Here is an 18,959-nt window from a genome sequence, read left to right as displayed (position 1 = left end):
ACTCGTTTTTTTCGAGTCGTTCTCTTTTTTGCCGGCCGCGTTCGGACGTGAAGTTTTCCGGGCGTGGCTTTTTCTACGTTTGCTGTACGACATGCTCAATCGAATTCCCATCACTGCCGCCGGCGCAGAAAAACTCAAGGCCGAGCTCGATTACCTCAAGAAGACGGCTCGTCCGGCCGTCGTCGCCGCCATTGCAGAGGCGCGGGAAAAGGGCGATCTTTCCGAAAACGCCGAATACGATGCCGCTCGCGAAGAACAGAGCCACATCGAAGGGCGCATCGCCGAGCTTGAAGGCAAGATTCCGGCGCTTCAGATCATTGATCCGAAGACGCTCAATGCGGGCGACCGCATTGTCTTCGGTGCGACCGTGACGCTCTACGACGAAGAGGACGACACGACCGTCACCTATCAGATCGTCGGCGACGACGAAGCCGACATCAAGAAGAACCTGATCTCGGTTTCCTCACCCATCGCGCGTGCGTTGATCGGCAAGTACGAAGGCGACTTCGTTCAGTACCAGGCTCCGAAGGGGCTTGTCGGCTTCGAAATCGAGTCGGTCGAGTACAAGTAATTGCCAGAGCGCGCCGATGCATTCGGCGTTCGCGATGAAGCTGCGCAGCAATGAAAAAAGAGCGCAGCCTGCTCTTCGGGGCAGACTGCGCTCTTGCGCATAGATGGGGCCAGCGAATTACTTACCCGAGAGCATCGCCTTCTTCGTCTTGCGGGTGCGCTTCGGGCGGGCGCGGCGCGGCGCTTCGGTCTTGCGGGCCTTTTTGTCACCCGGCTTCTTCGAAGCAACTTTTTTCTTGGGTGCAGCCTTCGCAGCCGAGGTCTTTTCGGCCTTGACGGGGTTGGCTGCAGCGGCAGCGGCCGCCAGAATGCGGGCGGCGGCGTCTTCTTCGGCTTCGTCTTCGGCGGGACGCCAGAAGATCAGAAGCTTGCCGATCATTTGAACGCGTGCAGCGCCGAGCGTTTCGGCGACCTGCGCGTAAATGGCTTCGCGTTCTTCGCGGTCGTCGGTCGGAACGCGCACCTTGATGAGTTCGTGCGCTTTGAGTTCGCGGTCGATTTCCTTCATGACCGCTTCCGTGAGGCCGTTGGCGCCGAGCAGCACGACGGGATCGAGGTGATGGGCCTGAGCGCGAAGCGAAAGACGAACGTCGCGCGTAAGAATGATTTCGCTCATAAAATTTGAAAAACTTGGCCTGCACGCGACTTCGCGTCGAAAATGAAACCGCACGCGTGCAGAGATAAAAAACGGAGGGGCAGATGCCCGTATCGAATAAAAAGCTGCGTTCGAACCGCGCCTGGATCGAACGGCATATCAATGATCCGTTCGTGAAGCGCTCCAAGGCGGAAGGCTACCGCGCCCGATCGGTCTATAAGCTCATTGAGCTCGACGAGAAGGAGCATCTCCTTAAGCCGGGCCTTACCGTCGTTGACTTGGGGGCTGCACCGGGCAGCTGGACGCAGGTTGTGCACGAGAAACTCGTCGACAAGAACGGTGAAGTCCGCGGCCGCATTATCGCCATGGATATCCTGCCTATGGATCCCATTGACGGGGTCACATTCTTGCAGGGCGATTTTCGCGAGCAGTCGGTTGCCGACAAGCTTGCCGAGATTTTAAACGGTGACAAGGTCGATGTGGTGCTTTCGGACATGGCGCCGAACCTTTCCGGCATCGCCGCGGCGGATGCCGCACGTTCGCTTCTCTTGAACGAGCTTGCGCTCGAATTCTGTCTCGAGCACCTCAAGCCTACGGGTGTCTTCGTGACGAAGGCTTTCCAAGGTTCAGGCTACTCGCAGTATGTGGAGGCGCTTAAGCGCGTTTTCAAAAAGGTTGCTGCGAAGAAGCCCGCAGCGAGCCGGGACACGAGCGCGGAAGTCTACCTTGTTGCGCGCGGCCTCAAGCAGTCCTGAGACCGACGGACTTCAGCGCTGGTTTTTGCGGCTCGATCGGTCGATCGGAAATATTTTCGAACGAAAAAGAACGGGCCCGAGACGCATTGTCGGCGGCAAAAGTCCCCGAGCGAAAGGCGAGGGGCGATAGAGTACCGCTACAATGAAACAATTTCGCATTCGTACGGGCTATGCGGAGCCGAAGCGACGGCCCGCATGCCAGCAGCCCGAAGCGTTTGCGCGGACCGGACTTTCCGGTCGCAATCTTCTGACATGAGGCCCCTTGAGCGCAGTGCGGCCCGCTTTTGAACGCCGCAGGCTGCGCATCTTGAGGGCACGGAGCCCAAACGTGGACAACAAGTCATTCGCCCGCATTGCCGTATGGATTCTGGTCGCGGTCGTTCTTTTCACCGTGTTCCGGCAGTTCGATACGGCGGCCGAGCAGACGGCCGATTCGACGAGCTACACGCAGTTTATGGATGATGCCAAGGAAGGCAAAATCAAGCGCGTGGATATTCAAGGCCGCCGCATTATGGTGACGCCGCAGAACGGCGCGGAGTATGTCATTACTTCGCCCGGCGACATCTGGATGGTGGACGACCTGCGCAAGGCGGGCGTTCAGGTTTACGGCAAGGCCGAAGAAGAGCCCTCTTTCCTGACGACGCTCTTCGTCTCCTGGTTCCCGATGCTTCTTCTGATCGGCGTGTGGATTTTCTTCATGCGGCGCATGCAGGGCGGCGGCGGGGGCGGCGGCGCCTTCAGTTTCGGCAAATCCAAGGCCCGCATGATCTCCGAAGAGCAGAACAAAGTGCGCTTCAAGGACGTTGCGGGCTGCGACGAAGCCAAGGAAGAAGTGCAGGAAATCGTCGACTTCCTGCGCGATCCGTCGAAGTATCAGCGCTTGGGCGGCCGCATTCCGCGCGGCATCCTTCTGGTGGGGTCGCCGGGTACCGGCAAAACGCTTCTCGCCAAGGCCATCGCCGGCGAAGCGGGCGTGCCGTTCTTTACGATCTCCGGTTCGGACTTCGTTGAAATGTTTGTCGGCGTCGGTGCCGCACGCGTGCGCGACATGTTCGAAACCGCCAAAAAGAATGCGCCCTGCATCATCTTCATTGACGAAATCGACGCGGTCGGCCGTCAGCGCGGTGCCGGTCTCGGCGGCGGCAACGACGAACGCGAACAGACGCTCAATCAGATGCTCGTCGAAATGGACGGGTTCGATACGGGCGCGAACGTGATCGTGATTGCCGCGACGAACCGTCCGGATGTGCTTGACCCTGCGCTTCTGCGTCCGGGCCGCTTCGACCGTCAGGTGGTCGTGCCGTTGCCCGACATTCGCGGTCGCGAACAGATTCTCGCGGTCCACATGCGCAAAATTCCGGTCGGCGCCGACATCGACGCCTCTGTCATCGCGCGCGGCACGCCGGGCTTTTCCGGCGCGGACCTTGCGAATCTTGTCAATGAAGCGGCACTCTTTGCCGCGCGCCGCAACGGGCGCGTCGTGAAGATGATCGACTTTGAGAATGCCAAAGACAAGATCATGATGGGCAGCGAACGACGCGGCATGGTGATGTCCGAGGAAGAACGCCGCAACACGGCATATCACGAATCCGGTCATGCGGTTGTGGCGTGGCTGTTGCCGCAGAGCGACCCCGTGCATAAGGTAACGATCGTGCCGCGCGGCCGTGCGCTCGGCCTCACGATGCAGCTTCCCGAATCGGATCGCTACGGGTACAACAAGGAGTACATCCTTACGCGCATCGCGATTCTTTTTGGCGGGCGTATCGCCGAAGAGATCTTCATGAATCAGATGACGACGGGCGCGTCGAACGACTTTGAGCGCGCTACGCAGCTCGCTCGCGACATGGTGACGCGCTACGGCATGAGTGATCGTATGGGGCCGATGGTCTATGCGGAGAACGAAGGCGAAGTATTCCTCGGTCGCTCCGTGACGAAGACGACGCATATCTCCGAATTCACGATGCAGGCAGTCGACGCCGAAATCCGACGCATCATCGACGAGCAGTACGCTCGCGCGCGCAAGATCATCGAAGAGAATCGTGACAAGATGGAAGCGATGACGAGGGTATTGCTCGAACGAGAAACGATCAATGCCGAGCAGATCGCCGCCATCATGAACGGCAAGCCGCTCGATCCGATCGAATCGGAGGAAGGCGATGCGCCAAAGACGCACGATAAGGCTGGCGAATCCGCCGGTTCCGACGTCGATCAGGCCGCTCAAGCGCCTGCTGTTGACGATGCAGAACCGGCTCGCGCTGAAGGCGACCGTGCCGATACGCCTGAAGAGGATCGTGCCGACGAAGCCGAAAAAACTGCAAAAGCAGAAGACGGCGACAAGGGGGATCGTTCGGCTTCCTGACGCGGACCGATCCGACGACAACGCTGATTGAATTCCGCCGCACTTCTCTAGGAGGGGAGTGCGGCGGTTGCGTGTTTATGAATACATTCGATACTTGGCAGTGCGGCAGCGTGCGCTACGAACTTGAGTCGCGCGTTCTCGTTATGGGGATTCTGAACGTTACGCCGGACTCGTTTTCCGACGGAGGCGAACACAATTCGCTTGAAGCGGCCGTTGCCTGGGCGCAAGCCATGCACGATGCGGGTGCCGACATCATCGATGTCGGCGGAGAATCTACACGTCCGGGGTTTGACGAAAATGCCGTTACGCTTGATGAGGAACGGCGTCGGGTGCTGCCCGTCGTCGATGCACTCGTCAAGCGCGGCATGATCGTCTCGGTCGATACGTCTAAGCCCGAAATCATGCGTGAGGCGGCAGCGGCGGGCGCGGCTGTTCTCAACGATATCCGGGGGTTTGAGCTGCCGGGTGCTCTCGAAGCGGCGGCGACGACGGATTGCGGACTCGTCGTGATGCATCGCACGCGCATTGTCGGCGCAACCGATCCTCTCGGCGAAGTTGTGCGCTACCTCGAAGCGCGCACGAATGCGCTTCTCTCGGCGGGCGTCGCTCGCGAGCGCATTGTTTGGGATCCGGGTTGCGGATTCGGCAAGACAGCCGATCAAACCTGGTTGCTTCTGGCACAGACCGCTGCGCTGCGCGAGAGGGCGCGGCGCCCCGTCATGACGGCGGTCTCGCGCAAGGGCTCGATCGGCAAACTGCTCGCGCGCGAAACGAAGCCCGAAGAACGCGATGCGGCGAGCACCGCTGCGGCGCTATTTGCCGCCCGACACGGCGCACGCATCCTGCGCGTACATGACGTAGGCTCGATGGCGGACGCTCTTCGCGTCTGGCAAGCGCTCGAAAGCGAAGAGCGCGAAGACGAGCGCGCATAGAGAGCGTCCGAGCAAGGCGTAAAGTATCTATAGACGCGGCCGCACCCGTGCGCAGCATCGATTGCACGCATCGGTTCGGCGGCAAAGCTAATGCAAAGAAGAGGAAGGAGGCACAGATGTCTCGACGTTATTTCGGCACGGACGGCGTGCGCGGCAAGGTGGGCGTTTCGCCGATTACGCCGGATTTCGTTTTGAAGCTCGGTCAAGCGGCGGGCCGTGTTCTGAAGCGCCGCAGCCCCACGGGGCATGCAGCGGTGCTGATCGGCAAGGACACGCGTGTTTCCGGCTACATGCTTGAGGCTGCGCTGCAGGCAGGGTTCTCGAGTGCAGGCGTTGACGTCGTGCTCTGCGGTCCGATTCCGACGCCGGCGGTCGCGTATCTCACGCGCGCGCTGCGCCTAGACGCGGGCGTTGTCATTTCAGCGAGCCACAACCCGTACGACGACAACGGCATCAAGTTCTTCTCCTCGAGTGGGCAGAAGCTTCCCGATGCGCTTGAACTGGAAATTGAGGCGGAAATCGATCGCGGTTTCGAGTGCGTGCACTCGGCTGCGCTCGGCAAGGCCAAGCGTCTTGACGACGCAAGCGGCCGCTACATCGAATTCTGCAAGTCGACGATCGACAATTCGGTCGACCTCAAAGGCATGCGCATCTTCGTCGACTGCGCCAACGGTGCCGCTTACCATGTTGCGCCGGACGTTTTCCACGAACTCGGCGCCGATGTGCGCGTGACGGGGGCCTCGCCCGACGGCTTCAACATCAACGACGGCGTAGGGGCAACACATACCGAGCATCTCTCCGAGCTGACTGCCGCTGCTGGCTGCGAAGTGGGTGTCAGTCTCGACGGGGACGCCGACCGACTAATCATGGCCGACGCAGAGGGGCGCGTCTACAACGGCGACGAACTTCTCTATGTGATGGTACGAGACCGCATGCTCTCGGGCGGCAAGGTCGAAGGTGTCGTCGGCACGCTCATGACGAATTACGCGCTCGAGAAGCGTTTGGCAGAGCTCGCTGTCGGCTTCGAGCGCGCCAAGGTGGGCGACCGGTACGTGCTCGAGAAGCTCGTCGAAAAGGGCTGGCTCTTCGGGGGCGAAAGTTCCGGTCATCTGCTTGCACTCGATCGACAGACAACGGGCGACGGCATAGTGAGCGCGCTACAAGTGCTTTCGGCGATGCGTCGCTCGGGCCGCTCGCTTGCGGGGCTCACCGAGGATCTGCAGATGCTGCCGCAGACGCTCGTCAACAAGCGCATGCCCAAGGGCTACGACTGGCGAGGCGACGAACGCTTCGCACAAGCTGTCCGATCGGCCGAAGCGACAGTAAAAGGGCGTGGGCGCGTGCTTGTGCGTCCCTCGGGTACGGAACCGCTGCTGCGCATCATGGTTGAGGCCGACGATCGCGAGCTCGCTGCGAAGCTTGCGAACGAAATGGCGGATGCATTGGCTGTATAGGCGTATAAACCCTAATCCGAATACAGCCGGGACGACTATTTATTTCCGTGAATCGGTACTTCCCTCGTGGTAAAGTAGTGCTCCTACACAGAGACGATTACCGTGTTCTCACGGGGGGGTCGTCCTGTACCGGATTTGTCTCGTGGCGGGTCGGTGCGCTTCATTTTCCCCGGAGAGCCTCGACCCCTTGCCCTTAAAGCTAAAGGATGTTCAAAATGGCTGAAGAGAAAGATCAGGCCCAGGCTCAGGCTCAGGAGCAGACGGCGCCCAAGGGCCCCTTTGTTCACCAGCTTCAGGTGTACCTCGTCGGCGGTCAGACCTTCACGATCAACGAAGTGACCGATTCGCCCAACATGCCCAACAACGTTGTCGCCTTCATCAACGCCTGGCGTCAGAAGCGCGATGTGTGGCACAGCCCGAACAACGACCCGAAGTTCGGCGTTCGCGTGAAGGATGTGTCCCTCTACGAATACCGCGTCGGTACGCCTGCGCCCAAGGCTGAAGAAGCCAAGAAGGCGCCCAAGGCTGCCAAGAAGCCTGCTGCCGACAAGTAATTGATTGGCAGATCGGAAGCCGGGGTGCGATACTCCGGCTTTTGTTTTTGCATTTGCGCGTTCGCCCGTACGGTGGTCGATCGCAGATAAAGGAAGCGCCATGAAGCAGATTTGCGCCGTCATCAAGCCGTTCAAGCTCGATGAAGTCCGAGAAGCCCTTTCCGAAATCGGCGTCAACGGTCTTACCGTTACCGAAGTTAAGGGTTTCGGTCGTCAGAAGGGACACACGGAGCTCTACCGAGGCGCCGAATACGTCGTGGACTTTCTGCCGAAGGTGAAGATCGAAACGGTTGTCGCGGATGATGTGCTTGAAACTGCGGTGGAAGCCATTCGCAACGCCGCCTATACGGGCAAGATCGGCGACGGCAAGATCTTCGTCTTTGACGTCGAGCAGGTCATTCGCATTCGCACGGGTGAAACGGGCGAAGCAGCAGTTTGAGGCGTCTCTTCGACTTCGTTTGACACGACAATAAAAAAGCCGGCTTGTTGCCGGCTTTTTTATTGTCGTCGCCGCAGCTTCTGTGCGGGCTGCGGCGACTGTAGAAACGATCACGAGTTCTTGACTGTTTGCAGACGCATGCTGCTGCGAGCAGGTGCGGGCATACGCTTCTTGTCGAACGGCTGACGGAAGGCCTTGAGAGAACCGCGAACGCCGTAGAGCAGAATGACAAAGCCGACAATCATGGTCCACGAGGGCATTTCGCCGCGGTAGATGAGCGCGTAGATCACGGCAAAGATCGATTCAAAAACGATCAGCTGACCGCCGAGTGCCGAGGGCAGACGCTGGCTCATCTGGTTCCAGCAGATCATGGCAACCCAAGAGCAGAGAAGCCCGACCATGAAGACGACGCCGAGGAAAAAGACCGGCGTTTCGCCGAGCCAGCTCGCCGTCGTGTCCATGAGACCCACGGGCCAAGCGAGAACAGCAAAGAGGGCGGTGGCCGTCGGCAGAATCGTCACGCCCTGCAGCGCTGTCCAGGCGTTGGCGCTGTGCTTCGGGTGACGCAAAAGCCATTCGCCGTTTTCAATCGAGAACCACGTCCAAGCGGCAACGGCAGCGGTACCGAGTGCGGCGCCGATCCAGAAGTTGACGCTGCCGTTGGCACTCGATTCGGCAATGCGGGCGAACTCAGACCAGTTCGCGAGCACGAGGCCCGTGAAAATGATGGCGAGCGGCGGCAGAACATTGCGCCAGGGCACCGCCCGACCTTCTTTGGCGTAGCGGCAGTTCGACACAATGGCGACGAGGACCGGAATGACGGCCATGAACATGCCTGCGAGCGGCGCACCCGCGAGGCGAATGCACATCGTGAGCAGACAATAGAAAACGAGATTGCCGATCAACGGCAGCTTGAAAGCATCGAAAACTTCGCTGCGGGTGTACTTTTTAAGGTCTTCGCGAAGAATCCAAAGGAAGGGAAGGGAAACGACGCCGAAAGCGACAAAGCGTCCGAGGGCAACCAAAACGGGATTGTATTGAGGGAGCAGAAGCGGCGCGATGTAAATCAAACCCCAAAGAGCGCCGGCAGCTACGCCGAGAAGCACACCTGTGAACATGGCTGAATGCTGACTTTTCGAACTCGCCTTTCACCCGAGTTCAATGGTCTTCGAGCACACCCGAAAGAGGAGCATCGGTGCGCTCGTCGCTTGCCGGTCGCTGTCGGAAAGCCGTCCGAAACCGTAGCTTCGGCCGTTGGTCATCTTCCCGGAGCAGGATCGGCCACCCGAGGGGCCGCCTCGGATGAGTCTCAAAAACCCTTCGGTGCGCTGCACGCGATCGGTTTGAATCGCGGCCGGCAAACAGCTCCAAATTCGCTTTTTACGCGCCTCGGAATTTTCAGACGGCGCTATCTTAACAAGCAGAGATCGCTACGCATAGGATCCTACGGGTAAACGATCAGTAATTCGCTGAAAAATATGCAGTTTTAAGTAAAACGAATATACGAACGGCATCAGCAGACAAAAGAAAGGTATGCATAAGTATTTATGCATATCTTTGCGAGTCTTTCTGTTTAGGAGCGCTGGAATGGTTTCAGAAGCACAATGACGGCGCCCGAATCGCCGTCGTTTGGGGGCGCTTGAACGAATGCCATCACTTCGTCTCGCTGCTTGAGCCAACGGCGAACCATTTCTTTGAGAATGCTCTGGCCGCCTACGGAACCGTGGCCCTTGCCGTGCACGATGCGCAGGCAGCGGAAGCCGCGGATGCGCGCTTCACGCAGGAACCCCGCGACGGCTTCACGCGCCTCCTCGACAAAAAGGCCGTGCAGATCGATGTGTGCCTGAACGGTCCATTCGCCGCGAAAGAGTTTGCGAGGAATGTCAGGCGAAACATTCGGGCGGCGAAAGAGCATGCCGTCTTCGCTCTCGAGGAAGTTGACGGGATCGTACGCTTCAGAGAGGCTATCTTCGAGAATTTCCTGTTTTTCAATCTCTCGCTGACGGGGTTTCGGGGCGGCGGGCGCCTTTGAATGGCTCACGCGGCGGCTCGTATCGTCGAAGCGTTCGACGCCGAGCTCGGCCATCGCGTGCTTGAAATAGGCGGCACCTTCCTTCGTGCGCGCATCCTTGGCGGCCTGTTCGGCGCGCGCGGCTTCTTCGGCTTTGACGCGCGCCTTGAGATCCTTGCTGTAGCGCTTGAGGTCGGCAAGCGACTTGTAAGTGGGCATTTGCTTTTCTTTTGATCCGGTAAAACTTCGCCGCGCAGGTGGCGCGGCGAAGGATGTGTTGTTTATTTAGCGAGAGAGTGCCTGCGCCTCAAGGAAGCGCTGTGCGTCGAGCGCTGCCATGCAGCCCGTAGCGGCCGACGTGATGGCCTGACGATAGGTCTGGTCTTGAACGTCTCCAGCGGCAAAGACGCCTTCCACACTCGTGGCGGTAGCCGCCTGCGCTTTCGTGCCGGCGGTGACGATATAGCCGCCGTCAAGCTCGAGCTTGCCCTCGAAGATCGACGTGTTGGGCTTGTGGCCGATCGCGATAAAGACGCCGTCGACGGCGACTTCAAGCGCAGGCTGACCTGCGGTACTCGCAAGGCGAAGTCCCGTAACACCCTTGCCGTCGCCCAAGACCTCTTCGACCGTGCGCTCGAGCGCGAGCTCGATCTTGCCTTCGGCCACGGCCTCCATCAGACGGTCGACCATGATCGGTTCGGCACGGAAAGAGGTTCGGCGGTGTACGAGCGTCACCTTCGAAGCGATGTTCGAGAGGTAGAGCGCTTCTTCGAGCGCTGCGTTGCCGCCGCCCACAACCGCGACCGGTTTGCCTCGGTAGAAGAATCCGTCGCAGGTGGCGCACGCCGAAACGCCCTTACCTTTGTAGGCCTCTTCGGACTCGAGGCCGAGGTACTGCGCGGAAGCGCCCGTCGCAATGATGAGCGAGTCGCACGTGTAGGTCGTGCCCATGTCGCCCGTGAGCGTAAAGGGACGCTTTGAGAGGTCGACAGAAGTGACGAGGTCAAAGGCGACCTCGGTGCCGAAGCGCTCGGCGTGCTTTTGCATGCGATCCATCAGTTCGGGGCCCTGGATGCCGTCGACGGCGCTCGGCCAGTTGTCGACTTCGCTCGTCGTCATGAGCTGGCCGCCCGATTCCATGCCGGTAATGAGAAGAGGCTTCAGGTTGGCGCGCGCGGCATAAACGGCGGCTGTCCAGCCGGCAGGGCCCGAGCCGAGGATGATGACGGGTGCGTGCTTGATGTCCGACATGAGGTTACTCCGTATGTTGGAAGGCTCGCTTGGCGCGTGCGGTGTTCGCAGATGTGCCGAGCGTATGCCGGTTCGAATGATGTCGAATCATTATATGGTTGAAGGCGCGCAGCGCCCCTCAGGGCGCGTTAAAAGGGCAGTATGGCAACGAGGATGCTGCGGCACAAGCTTCTACAATATCCGGATTGCAGCCGTGCGTCCGGCGAAAGAATTCTGTTGTAGTGTGCGATGGCAAGAAAGAAAGCAAAAGAGAAAACGTCGAAGACTGTTGACGAGCGGCTCGAAGCCGTACGCGAGCAACGGCGGGCCCGCCGCAAGGCTGCGCGCGCTGCCCTGCGCGCGAAGATCTGTTCGCTTTCCGTCTCGTCGATTCGTTTTCTTTGGGAGCGCAGCTGGACGCTCTCCATTCCCGCTGCTGTGATTTTGGCGCTCGCCTTCGGAAGCTACTCGCCCGACGATCCGTCGTTCTCGGTGAGCACGATGAGCAAAGCGACGAATTATTGCGGGCTCTGGGGCGCTTGGACGGCCGATCTCATGCTCGGCGTCTTCGGTCTGTCGGCTTGGTGGTTCGTTCTCGGCTTCTTCATGGTGGCCTATTTCGCCATTCGTTCTCTCGTGCGTCGTCACCGCGGCGAGATCATTCCCGACAGAATCAACCCCCCAAAAATCAGCGCCGCGCTCGGTTTCGCGACGCTTCTCGTGGGGTCGAGCGGTCTTGAGGCGCTGCGCTTTCGCCGCTTCGAGGCGGCGCTCCCCGCAAAGGCGGGCGGTGTTCTCGGCGACGTGATCGGTTTTGCCGTCGAGCACTACATCGGTCTCGGTCTGGCTACCGTGGTCTTTTTCACGATGATGCTGATCGGCATTTCACTTCTCATGGACTTTTCTTGGGTCGACGTGGCGGAGCGTGTCGGCAAGTGCTTGGACGAAAAGATCTTTTCGCTCTTTGGTAAAAAGACGCCTGTCGTACAGAGTGAGACTGCGAGCACGGGGAACGAAGATACACCTCGACTCAATGAGGACGGCATGCTCGAGCGCGTGATCGATTTGAACGGCGGCAAGGGCGAGAAACCCCAGCCGCTTCGTATCATCAAACCTCGTGTTGAAGAGATTGAGCGCAGCAATACGCTCTTTAGCGATGAGATTGTTGCGCCCGCCGCGCACAGTGCGGCGCACGAGCAGCCCAAGCCGAGCCTTTCGCTCCTTGACGACGCAGTTTCTGTCGGCACCGCTGCCGATGAAGAAACGATCGGCATGACGAGTCGCCTGATCGTCTCGAAGCTCAAGAGTTATAACATCGACGCTGCGGTGATGAGCGCACAGCCCGGCCCTGTTATTACCCAGTATTGGCTCGAACCCGGTCCGGGCGTCAAAGGCGCGCAGATCGAAAACATCCGCGACGATCTGCGGCGCGCGCTCGGTGTGCAGGCAGTCCGAATCGTTCTGAGTATTCCGGGGACGAGCTACATCGGTCTCGAAGTGCCGAATCCAGTGCGCCAAACGGTGCGACTCAAGGAAATTCTCAAGAGCGAAGCCTACGAGAAGAGCAAGTCCGCGCTCACGCTTGCAATCGGCAAGGACATTGCGGGCAAGCCCTTTGTCATGGATCTCGCCAAAACGCCGCATCTGCTCGTCGCCGGCACGACCGGCTCGGGTAAGTCAGTCGGCATCAACGCGATGATTCTCTCAATGCTGTTTCGCAACGACCCTTCGCGCCTTCGTCTCGTGCTGATCGACCCGAAGATGCTCGAGTTCTCGCTCTACAACGGCATTCCGCATCTGCTCTGTCCGGTTGTTACCGATATGAACAAGGCGGCGAGTGCGCTCAAGTGGCTCACGCGTGAAATGGACAACCGCTATGCGGTGATGTCCAAGGTTGGTGTTCGCCACTTTACGAGCTACAACGAGCGCGTGCAGGCCGCGATCGATCGAGGCGAACCGATTCGCGATCCGATGGCCGCTGCTGCGGATCCGAATGCGGGCACACTCGAACCTTGGCCCTACATCGTTTGTGTTGTCGACGAACTCGCGGACTTGATGCTCACAAACCGCAAGGAAGTCGAAGGCGAAATCACGCGATTGACACAGAAAGCGCGAGCTGCCGGCATTCATCTGATTCTTGCGACGCAGCGCCCGTCTGTCGACGTCGTTACATCTCTCATCAAGGCCAACGTACCCACGCGCATTTCATTCCAGGTTGCCTCCTCGACTGACAGCCGTGTAATTTTGGGCGAGTCTGGCGCCGAGCAGCTCCTTGGCTACGGCGACATGTTGCTTCATCGGCCGGGCGACTCGGGCGCCACGCGAATTCAGGGCTGCTTCGTTGATGACGGAGAAGTTCAGCGTGTTGCCGATGAGCTTAAAAAGTTCGGTTCGCCGAGCTATATCGAAGCTGTGACGCAAGCCGACGAATCGATGGCGGCAGCAGGAGACGAACCGTCGGGACGCCGCGCAGGCGAATCCGATCCGCTTTACGACAAGGCCGTGAACATCGTGTTGTCGGAAAAGCGTGCGACGATCTCTTTTGTGCAGCGCCATCTCGGCATCGGCTACAACCGCGCAGCGAACCTCTTGGAGGCTATGGAGCAAGCCGGTATCGTGAGCAAAGCAAGCAGCAGCGGCAAGCGCACCATTCTTGTGCCGACAAGAGAAGATTGAGTGGAGAAGTGACCATGCAGAAGAATGACGTACTCTTTCGGATGACGCGCCGGCGCTTCTTAAGCGCCGCGGCAGGTGCGGCGCTAGCCGCAGCCGCCGTGCCCGCAGCGTCGCTTGCCAAGCCTGCAGGGGGTGGAAGGGCGACCTCAGACGTGCTCCGCGTGTTTCTCGCTTCGACCAAGGGGGCTTCTGGGCACTTTAAGGAAACGGTTCTTGGCAAGGACGGTAAGCCGCGCAGCAGCGCCGAAGGCGAATTTGCATTTCTACGGCCAGGGCGATTCCGCTGGGTTTACCGCAAACCTTTTTCGCAGACGATTGTGTGCGATGGCAAAAAACTCTGGCTCTACGACGAAGAGCTCATGCAGGTGACCGTGAAGCCGATCGGTGCCAGCCTGCCGCAGACGCCCGCAGCTATTCTTTTTGGGAACGACGATCTTGAAAAGGACTGGAACCTCAAAGCGGAAGCCATGCCTGAAGGTGCCACGAAAATCACGGCCGAGCCCAAAAAAGAAGGGGGCTTTGCGTCCGTAGAGCTCTTGTTTGCCGCATCCGGCCTGCCGCAGGAAATGGTGCTCTGCGATCTCTTCGGTCAGCGAACTCGCTACGAATTCACGGCTTTCGAGCAGACGATACCCGACGAGGCGCTTTTCGTTTTTGTTCCGCCCAAGGGGGTCGACGTAAGTGAATTGGGGGCAGACGCCGCGGGTTCGAATTGAAGCTGCGGAGAATTGGTAGCGCGCTTCTGCGTTCGGATCTCGGTGAATTCGAGGAGTGAGCGCCCGAGAGGCTCAAACCTCGATACAATCATTGAACAGGCGGGCGCCCTCCCCGATGGGACGGCGCCTTTTTCTCAGATTGATCACTCGTCTCGTACCAGCGGCAATTGTCGCTTGATCGCAGCGGGTTCAATGGCAAACGACGGAACGGATTTCAGAGGAACCGAACATGAAGAGCAGCATGCGCCGCCTCATCATCGACAGGCTCTTGAGCGAGAAAGGACTCGTGCCTTTTGACGAGATTACGAGCGTTTTGCAGGTGAGTGCGCCGACAGTAAAACGAGATCTGCGCTACATGCGCGAGCAACTCGGCGCGCCGATCCGCTACTCGAAGCAGCGCGGCGGCTACTTTTACGATGTTTCCGACAAAGAGCCGCGTCAGCTTGTCGGCCGCCCCAGGAAGAATCCCCGTCCGCAGCCCCAGCGCCTCGCCCGCAAGCAGTGGTACACCTCAGAAGAGCTTTACGTGCTTGCTTCTACCGTGAGCCTTCTCGGACAGCTCTCCGAAGACAAGCAGTCGGCCATTTTCCAAGAGCTCGAGCCGCTGCGGGCGCGCGTCTCGAGTCTGCTCTGCCTTGGCGAGATCGAGCCAAAGGAGCTTTTGCGCCGCGTGAAGATTGTGAGTTCCCGCGTGCCCTACGAGGAGCCCCCCGCTTTTGAGACGATCGGCGCTGCACTCAGCATCCGTCGGCGTGTCCTTATCAACTATTACTCGGCAAGTCGCGGCGAGCACTCCTCGAGAACGATTTCACCGATGCGCCTTGTTCACTACAAGAACCGCTGGTATGTAGACGCCTATTGCCATCAGTCTGAGGGCCTCAGAACTTTCCTGATCGAGAATATCGAGTCGGCCGAGGTGCTCGAAGAATCGGCTATCCGCTATTCGCTCGAGAAGGTCAAGCAGGAGCTCGATGCGGGGTACGGCATCTTTCACGGTGCGCAACTGCAGGAGGCGCACATCCATTTGCCGGCCAATCGCGTTTCGTATGTGCTGCGCGAAGCCTGGCACAGCGATCAGAAGGTTGTCGCCAACGAGGACGGGAGTGCCGAGCTCTATGTGCCTTACAGCAATCCGACGGAAATCGTCGGTGAAATTCTTCGCTGGGGGGCAGGCGTTGAAGTGAAGGCGCCTGAAGCGCTCAAGGCGCTCGTAGCTGCGCAGGCGCTCGAAATCGCGAGCCTATACGATTTCAGCAGGAAGGCTTGACTCGTTGCGCTCAACGATAGTCAGATAAAAGAGTCGGTTCATGAGTCAAGAGTCGAAAGTTCCCGAGCAGAAGAAAAGGCGCCGTCCCAGACGACACCATCGCGCGATGCGCCAGCGAAAACTGCCGAACATCTTTTTTTGCGGTGATCCGCACGGCTCTTTCGATCACATCAACGAAGCCGCGCGGGAATACAAGCCCGACGCAATGGTGATCTTGGGCGATCTTCAGCCGCCCGCACCTCTTGAAGAGGTGCTTGCCGAGGCACTCAAGTACACGCAGATCTGGTGGATCCCCGGCAATCACGACACCGACTCCGACGAAATTTACGATCGACTGTGGCGCAGCAAACTCGCGGGCCACAATCTGCACGGACGTGTCGCAAACGTTGCCGGACTTCGCATCGCGGGCTTGGGCGGTGTTTTCCGTGGCCAAGTCTGGATGCCGGACGGCTCGCCCAATTATTTCTGTCCGTCGACCTTTATTCGCCGCATGGGACAGAGCAACGTCTGGCGCGGTGGACTGCCGAGGCGACATCGTTCGACGATTTTTCCGTCGGTCTACAACAGTCTGATGCACCAGGCCGCCGATATCCTTATTTCGCACGAGGCGCCCGGTTGTCACCGAAAGGGATTCGCCGCACTCGATCGACTCGGCAAGAGTCTCAAGGTTCGCTGGTACTTCCACGGACATCAGCACGAGGATCGCGTCTACGGGCAGCACCTCGGCATGACAGTGCGCGGCGTGGGCTATCGCGGCATTGTCAATTTGAAGGGCGAAGTCATCGTGCCCGCGCAGCTCGACCCCCGGGAAGCCGCGGCGCTACAGTCGGCGATCGACTGGGCCCAGCGCGACGAGCTGATGCTCGTGCGTGCGGTCAACGAAAAAGAACCGGCAGGACGACCGACAGCACACGCTGCGGCCATTGAAGCCGAAACGGGTGTGCCTATGGCGGCTGTCGACGGCGCATTGACTGTTCGTTCTGCGAATCTTCCGGTCGAAAGAAAAGAGTATTTGCCTACGCGAGTTATCGGTTTTGCGCCAGAGGCAACGATGGCCGAACACGAAGTAGCGCTCGGACGAGAAGTGGCGAAACTTGCGCCCGGCGGCCGATGGAAACCCAAAGCCGAGGAGTACGCGGCCAAAAAGAATCGCCCGAGGCGCGGCCGGTTCGAGCGTTATGGTAAATTCCGGCGCTCGAAGAACGGCGGGCGTTCGGGCGGTAGAGGCGGCTCGCAGAAAAACGGTTGAGCGAGCGGTTGCAGATTTTTGCTGTTTGTACCGGATCAATCCGGCAGGACGAACACTTTGATGATCGAACCGGCTTCAACGCCGGCCGACTCTTCGTTCAAAACAGCCGCGCCATTTTTACCGACGAGCGTCGTCAGCATGGCGGAGCTCTGCGACTTGGTCGCATGAAAAACAAGTTCGTCTTTTTCCATGGCAAGCGTTCCCCGCACGAAGTCCGTGCGGCCCTTGCGCCCCTTGATCGGTGCGGCGGCTTTGGCTGAGACGCAAAGACAGGGGGCGGCGCTCCCGGCAGCGTGATAAACCGCTTCCCGAAGAAAGAGTTTGGCTGACATTGCTGCCGCCACAGGATTCCCCGGGAGCGCCACGAAATAGGTGGACTTTTCCTGGATCCGCAGTACGCCGAATGAGAAGGGTTTGCCCGGTCGCATTCTGATCGCATAGTGCGAAAGCTCGCCAAGTTCGCTCAACACCGACGTCGTGAAGTCGCGCTCGCTCTCGCCGACACCGCCGGAGGTCACGAGAAAGTCGCAGTTGCTTGCCGCATTGCGAATGGCGGCTCGCAGCGCTTGCGGATCGTCCGGGAGGATCCCAAGGTTATGAACCTCAACACCCCAGGCGCGAAGCGATGCGGTGACGAGGTGCGAATTTGCGTCGTATATGCTGCCTGCACGAAGCTGCTCGCCCGGAGGCGTCAATTCGTCGCCTGTCGCGAACACTGCTGCACGCAGCACTCGGCACTTCAGGTGTGAACGCCCGAGCGCAGCAGCGAGCCCGATCTCGGCAGCGCCAAGGCGCGTACCTGCCGTGAGGACGGTGTCGCCGGCAGCGATCTCTTCCCCTTTCAGACGAAGATTGACTTTGGGTTTGATGTCGCAAACGGAAAACTCAATAAAGTTTTGATCGTTTTCGTCGTAAGCGTTCACTTTCTCGTACGGGATGACGGTGTCATACGCTGAGGGCACATAAGCCCCCGTCATGACTTTAAGCGCAGCCTGCGGGTCAATGGTCTGATCGGGGGGCGTGCCTGCGTAGGAAGCGCCTTTTACGAGAAGACGGCACTTATCTGCACAGGTCTCGAGTATGGCGGAGTTGAACGCATAGCCGTCCATGGCTGAGTTGTTGAAGAGCGGCACGGGTGTCGGACTTGTGACGCACTCTGCCAAAAATTTGCCGTTCGCCTCGTCAAGCGGCAGCTCGATTACGCGCCCTGCGGGCGCAACCGTTTTGGAGATAATCTCGTAGACTTCCCCGACTGAAATGCTCGAAGCCATGCTGCATTCCTTCATCGTTCAGTGACGCGTGAAGCGCCGATTCGAGAAAGGATAGCCGCAACACGAATAGGTAGCTAGATATGAGACTGAGCAAGGACGATACGGTTGGACTCATTTACGCGGGCGGACGGGCAACTCGAATGGGCGGCGTCAACAAGGCCTTCGTCAAATTCGAGGGGCGTTGTCTGATCGAGCATGTCGTCGAGCGTCTGCGTCCGCAGTGTGCTGGCATCGTGATATCGGCCAACAGAGACCTCTCCGATTTTTCCCGTCTTGCCGATGCGGTTCTTCCTGATGTGCTTTCGGATTTTCCGGGGCCCTTGGCAGCGTTGGATGCAATGGCTCGCGCAGCAATGCCGAATTGCGAGTGGGTGCTTACTGTACCTTGCGATGCGCCGAGGTGTCCTGCCGATCTCTTCGAACGTTTTTCTGCAGCATGGTGCGCCGCCGAGGAAAAGCCCGCTGTGCTCATTGCCGAAGCAGCCGGGCGGGCGCAGCCCGCTTTTGCGCTCATTCATAGGAGTGTGCTCGGTGGGGCGTTGCACTACCTCAGTAAAGAGGGGAATCGCTTGGGAGGTTTTTTGAAAAACTGCGGTGCAATGACCGTTGACTTTGGCGATGAAGAGGGAGGCTTCATTAACTTGAACTCGTTCGACGAATGCCGTGCGGCTGAAATGAAAATTCCACTTGACAAATAAGGCGCACTTAGGCACAATACGCACTTCGCCGCTCGCTGGAGCGGTCGAGATCAAGCGCAAAACGACGGGTTTTAGAAATTCTTCGAAATTGCTCTTGACAAACAGAATCGATTTCGATATGATTTCAATTCTGCGCTGAACGAAATGTTCAGCGGTTCTTTAAAAATTCGATTCAACGAACCG

The 18,959-nt window shown here is 59.0% G+C and carries 17 protein-coding genes; 12 read left to right on the top strand and 5 right to left on the bottom strand.

Annotated features, from left to right (window positions below):
* Positions 1-91: 91 nt before the first annotated feature.
* Complete coding sequence (greA, locus tag H6A60_RS06180; protein WP_205102548.1) at positions 92-571, top strand: transcription elongation factor GreA; 480 nt, start codon at positions 92-94, stop codon at positions 569-571.
* 117 nt (positions 572-688) lie between these two features.
* Here the strand turns inward: greA and yhbY are convergent, their stop codons facing one another.
* On the bottom strand, positions 689-1,186 hold the full coding sequence (gene yhbY, locus H6A60_RS06175) for a ribosome assembly RNA-binding protein YhbY (protein ID WP_205102547.1): 498 nt from the start codon (positions 1,184-1,186) through the stop codon (positions 689-691).
* 83 nt (positions 1,187-1,269) lie between these two features.
* On the opposite strand from yhbY, the gene H6A60_RS06170 reads away from it, so the two are divergent.
* From H6A60_RS06170 to glnK, 6 genes are all read left to right on the top strand, one after another.
* Positions 1,270-1,920 (top strand): RlmE family RNA methyltransferase, encoded by a 651-nt coding sequence (locus H6A60_RS06170; protein ID WP_205102546.1) that lies wholly within the window; start codon positions 1,270-1,272, stop codon positions 1,918-1,920.
* A gap of 328 nt (positions 1,921-2,248) precedes the next feature.
* Positions 2,249-4,279, top strand: a complete 2,031-nt coding sequence (gene ftsH, locus H6A60_RS06165; protein ID WP_205102545.1) for an ATP-dependent zinc metalloprotease FtsH — start codon at positions 2,249-2,251, stop codon at positions 4,277-4,279.
* 77 nt (positions 4,280-4,356) lie between these two features.
* Complete coding sequence (gene folP / locus H6A60_RS06160) at positions 4,357-5,211, top strand: dihydropteroate synthase (RefSeq protein WP_205102544.1); 855 nt, start codon at positions 4,357-4,359, stop codon at positions 5,209-5,211.
* A gap of 116 nt (positions 5,212-5,327) precedes the next feature.
* Positions 5,328-6,665, top strand: coding sequence for a phosphoglucosamine mutase (gene glmM / locus H6A60_RS06155; RefSeq protein WP_205102543.1), 1,338 nt, complete (start codon positions 5,328-5,330; stop codon positions 6,663-6,665).
* A gap of 215 nt (positions 6,666-6,880) precedes the next feature.
* Complete coding sequence (locus H6A60_RS06150; RefSeq protein ID WP_205102542.1) at positions 6,881-7,219, top strand: hypothetical protein; 339 nt, start codon at positions 6,881-6,883, stop codon at positions 7,217-7,219.
* Positions 7,220-7,319: 100 nt separating this feature from the next.
* Positions 7,320-7,658 carry a P-II family nitrogen regulator gene (gene glnK, locus H6A60_RS06145; RefSeq protein ID WP_205102541.1) on the top strand — a complete coding sequence of 113 codons (339 nt, stop codon included), beginning with the start codon at positions 7,320-7,322 and terminating at the stop codon, positions 7,656-7,658.
* Positions 7,659-7,768: 110 nt separating this feature from the next.
* Here the strand turns inward: glnK and H6A60_RS06140 are convergent, their stop codons facing one another.
* The 3 genes from H6A60_RS06140 to trxB form a co-directional block, all read right to left on the bottom strand.
* Complete coding sequence (locus tag H6A60_RS06140) at positions 7,769-8,776, bottom strand: DMT family transporter (protein WP_205102540.1); 1,008 nt, start codon at positions 8,774-8,776, stop codon at positions 7,769-7,771.
* A gap of 455 nt (positions 8,777-9,231) precedes the next feature.
* The gene (locus H6A60_RS06135) at positions 9,232-9,888 is read right to left on the bottom strand and encodes a Smr/MutS family protein (RefSeq protein ID WP_205102539.1); all 657 of its coding nucleotides are present in this window, start codon (positions 9,886-9,888) and stop codon (positions 9,232-9,234) included.
* 66 nt (positions 9,889-9,954) lie between these two features.
* Positions 9,955-10,920, bottom strand: coding sequence for a thioredoxin-disulfide reductase (trxB, locus tag H6A60_RS06130; protein ID WP_205102538.1), 966 nt, complete (start codon positions 10,918-10,920; stop codon positions 9,955-9,957).
* 228 nt (positions 10,921-11,148) lie between these two features.
* Here trxB and H6A60_RS06125 point away from each other — a divergent pair, with 228 nt between their 5' ends.
* From H6A60_RS06125 to H6A60_RS06110, 4 genes are all read left to right on the top strand, one after another.
* Positions 11,149-13,575 (top strand): DNA translocase FtsK, encoded by a 2,427-nt coding sequence (locus H6A60_RS06125; RefSeq protein WP_205102537.1) that lies wholly within the window; start codon positions 11,149-11,151, stop codon positions 13,573-13,575.
* 14 nt (positions 13,576-13,589) lie between these two features.
* A complete protein-coding gene (gene lolA, locus H6A60_RS06120; protein ID WP_205102536.1) occupies positions 13,590-14,291 on the top strand; it encodes an outer membrane lipoprotein periplasmic chaperone LolA in 702 nt (233 codons plus the stop codon).
* Between the two features lie 229 nt (positions 14,292-14,520).
* A complete protein-coding gene (locus H6A60_RS06115) occupies positions 14,521-15,558 on the top strand; it encodes a helix-turn-helix transcriptional regulator (protein ID WP_205102535.1) in 1,038 nt (345 codons plus the stop codon).
* A 106-nt stretch (positions 15,559-15,664) separates the two neighbouring features.
* Positions 15,665-16,807 carry a metallophosphoesterase family protein gene (locus H6A60_RS06110; RefSeq protein WP_239477623.1) on the top strand — a complete coding sequence of 381 codons (1,143 nt, stop codon included), beginning with the start codon at positions 15,665-15,667 and terminating at the stop codon, positions 16,805-16,807.
* 35 nt (positions 16,808-16,842) lie between these two features.
* On the opposite strand, the gene H6A60_RS06105 is transcribed toward H6A60_RS06110, so the two are convergent.
* Complete coding sequence (locus H6A60_RS06105) at positions 16,843-18,078, bottom strand: molybdopterin molybdotransferase MoeA (protein WP_205102533.1); 1,236 nt, start codon at positions 18,076-18,078, stop codon at positions 16,843-16,845.
* Positions 18,079-18,158: 80 nt separating this feature from the next.
* On the opposite strand from H6A60_RS06105, the gene mobA reads away from it, so the two are divergent.
* Entirely contained in the window at positions 18,159-18,776 is a 618-nt protein-coding gene (gene mobA / locus H6A60_RS06100) for a molybdenum cofactor guanylyltransferase MobA (RefSeq protein ID WP_275114219.1), read from the top strand.
* The last annotated feature ends 183 nt before the right edge of the window (positions 18,777-18,959 follow it).

It is taken from the genome of Sutterella massiliensis (assembly GCF_016899755.1).
GTDB classification, from domain to species: Bacteria; Pseudomonadota; Gammaproteobacteria; order Burkholderiales; family Burkholderiaceae_F; genus Sutterella; species Sutterella massiliensis.
Note: the sequence above shows the minus strand (reverse complement) of the source record. Positions and strands in the feature narration are given on the sequence as shown.

Bases quoted from the DNA above. Each gene is read 5' to 3' on its own strand.
- H6A60_RS06150 (WP_205102542.1), top strand. From the start codon at position 6,881: ATGGCTGAAGAGAAAGATCAGGCCCAGGCTCAGGCTCAGGAGCAGACG.
- lolA (WP_205102536.1), top strand. From the start codon at position 13,590: ATGCAGAAGAATGACGTACTCTTTCGGATGACGCGCCGGCGCTTCTTA.
- trxB (WP_205102538.1), bottom strand. From the start codon at position 10,920: ATGTCGGACATCAAGCACGCACCCGTCATCATCCTCGGCTCGGGCCCT.
- H6A60_RS06115 (WP_205102535.1), top strand. From the start codon at position 14,521: ATGAAGAGCAGCATGCGCCGCCTCATCATCGACAGGCTCTTGAGCGAG.
- H6A60_RS06105 (WP_205102533.1), bottom strand. From the start codon at position 18,078: ATGGCTTCGAGCATTTCAGTCGGGGAAGTCTACGAGATTATCTCCAAA.
- mobA (WP_275114219.1), top strand. From the start codon at position 18,159: ATGAGACTGAGCAAGGACGATACGGTTGGACTCATTTACGCGGGCGGA.
- H6A60_RS06135 (WP_205102539.1), bottom strand. From the start codon at position 9,888: ATGCCCACTTACAAGTCGCTTGCCGACCTCAAGCGCTACAGCAAGGAT.
- folP (WP_205102544.1), top strand. From the start codon at position 4,357: ATGAATACATTCGATACTTGGCAGTGCGGCAGCGTGCGCTACGAACTT.
- H6A60_RS06170 (WP_205102546.1), top strand. From the start codon at position 1,270: ATGCCCGTATCGAATAAAAAGCTGCGTTCGAACCGCGCCTGGATCGAA.
- yhbY (WP_205102547.1), bottom strand. From the start codon at position 1,186: ATGAGCGAAATCATTCTTACGCGCGACGTTCGTCTTTCGCTTCGCGCT.
- H6A60_RS06110 (WP_239477623.1), top strand. From the start codon at position 15,665: ATGCGCCAGCGAAAACTGCCGAACATCTTTTTTTGCGGTGATCCGCAC.
- greA (WP_205102548.1), top strand. From the start codon at position 92: ATGCTCAATCGAATTCCCATCACTGCCGCCGGCGCAGAAAAACTCAAG.
- H6A60_RS06140 (WP_205102540.1), bottom strand. From the start codon at position 8,776: ATGTTCACAGGTGTGCTTCTCGGCGTAGCTGCCGGCGCTCTTTGGGGT.
- H6A60_RS06125 (WP_205102537.1), top strand. From the start codon at position 11,149: ATGGCAAGAAAGAAAGCAAAAGAGAAAACGTCGAAGACTGTTGACGAG.
- glnK (WP_205102541.1), top strand. From the start codon at position 7,320: ATGAAGCAGATTTGCGCCGTCATCAAGCCGTTCAAGCTCGATGAAGTC.
- glmM (WP_205102543.1), top strand. From the start codon at position 5,328: ATGTCTCGACGTTATTTCGGCACGGACGGCGTGCGCGGCAAGGTGGGC.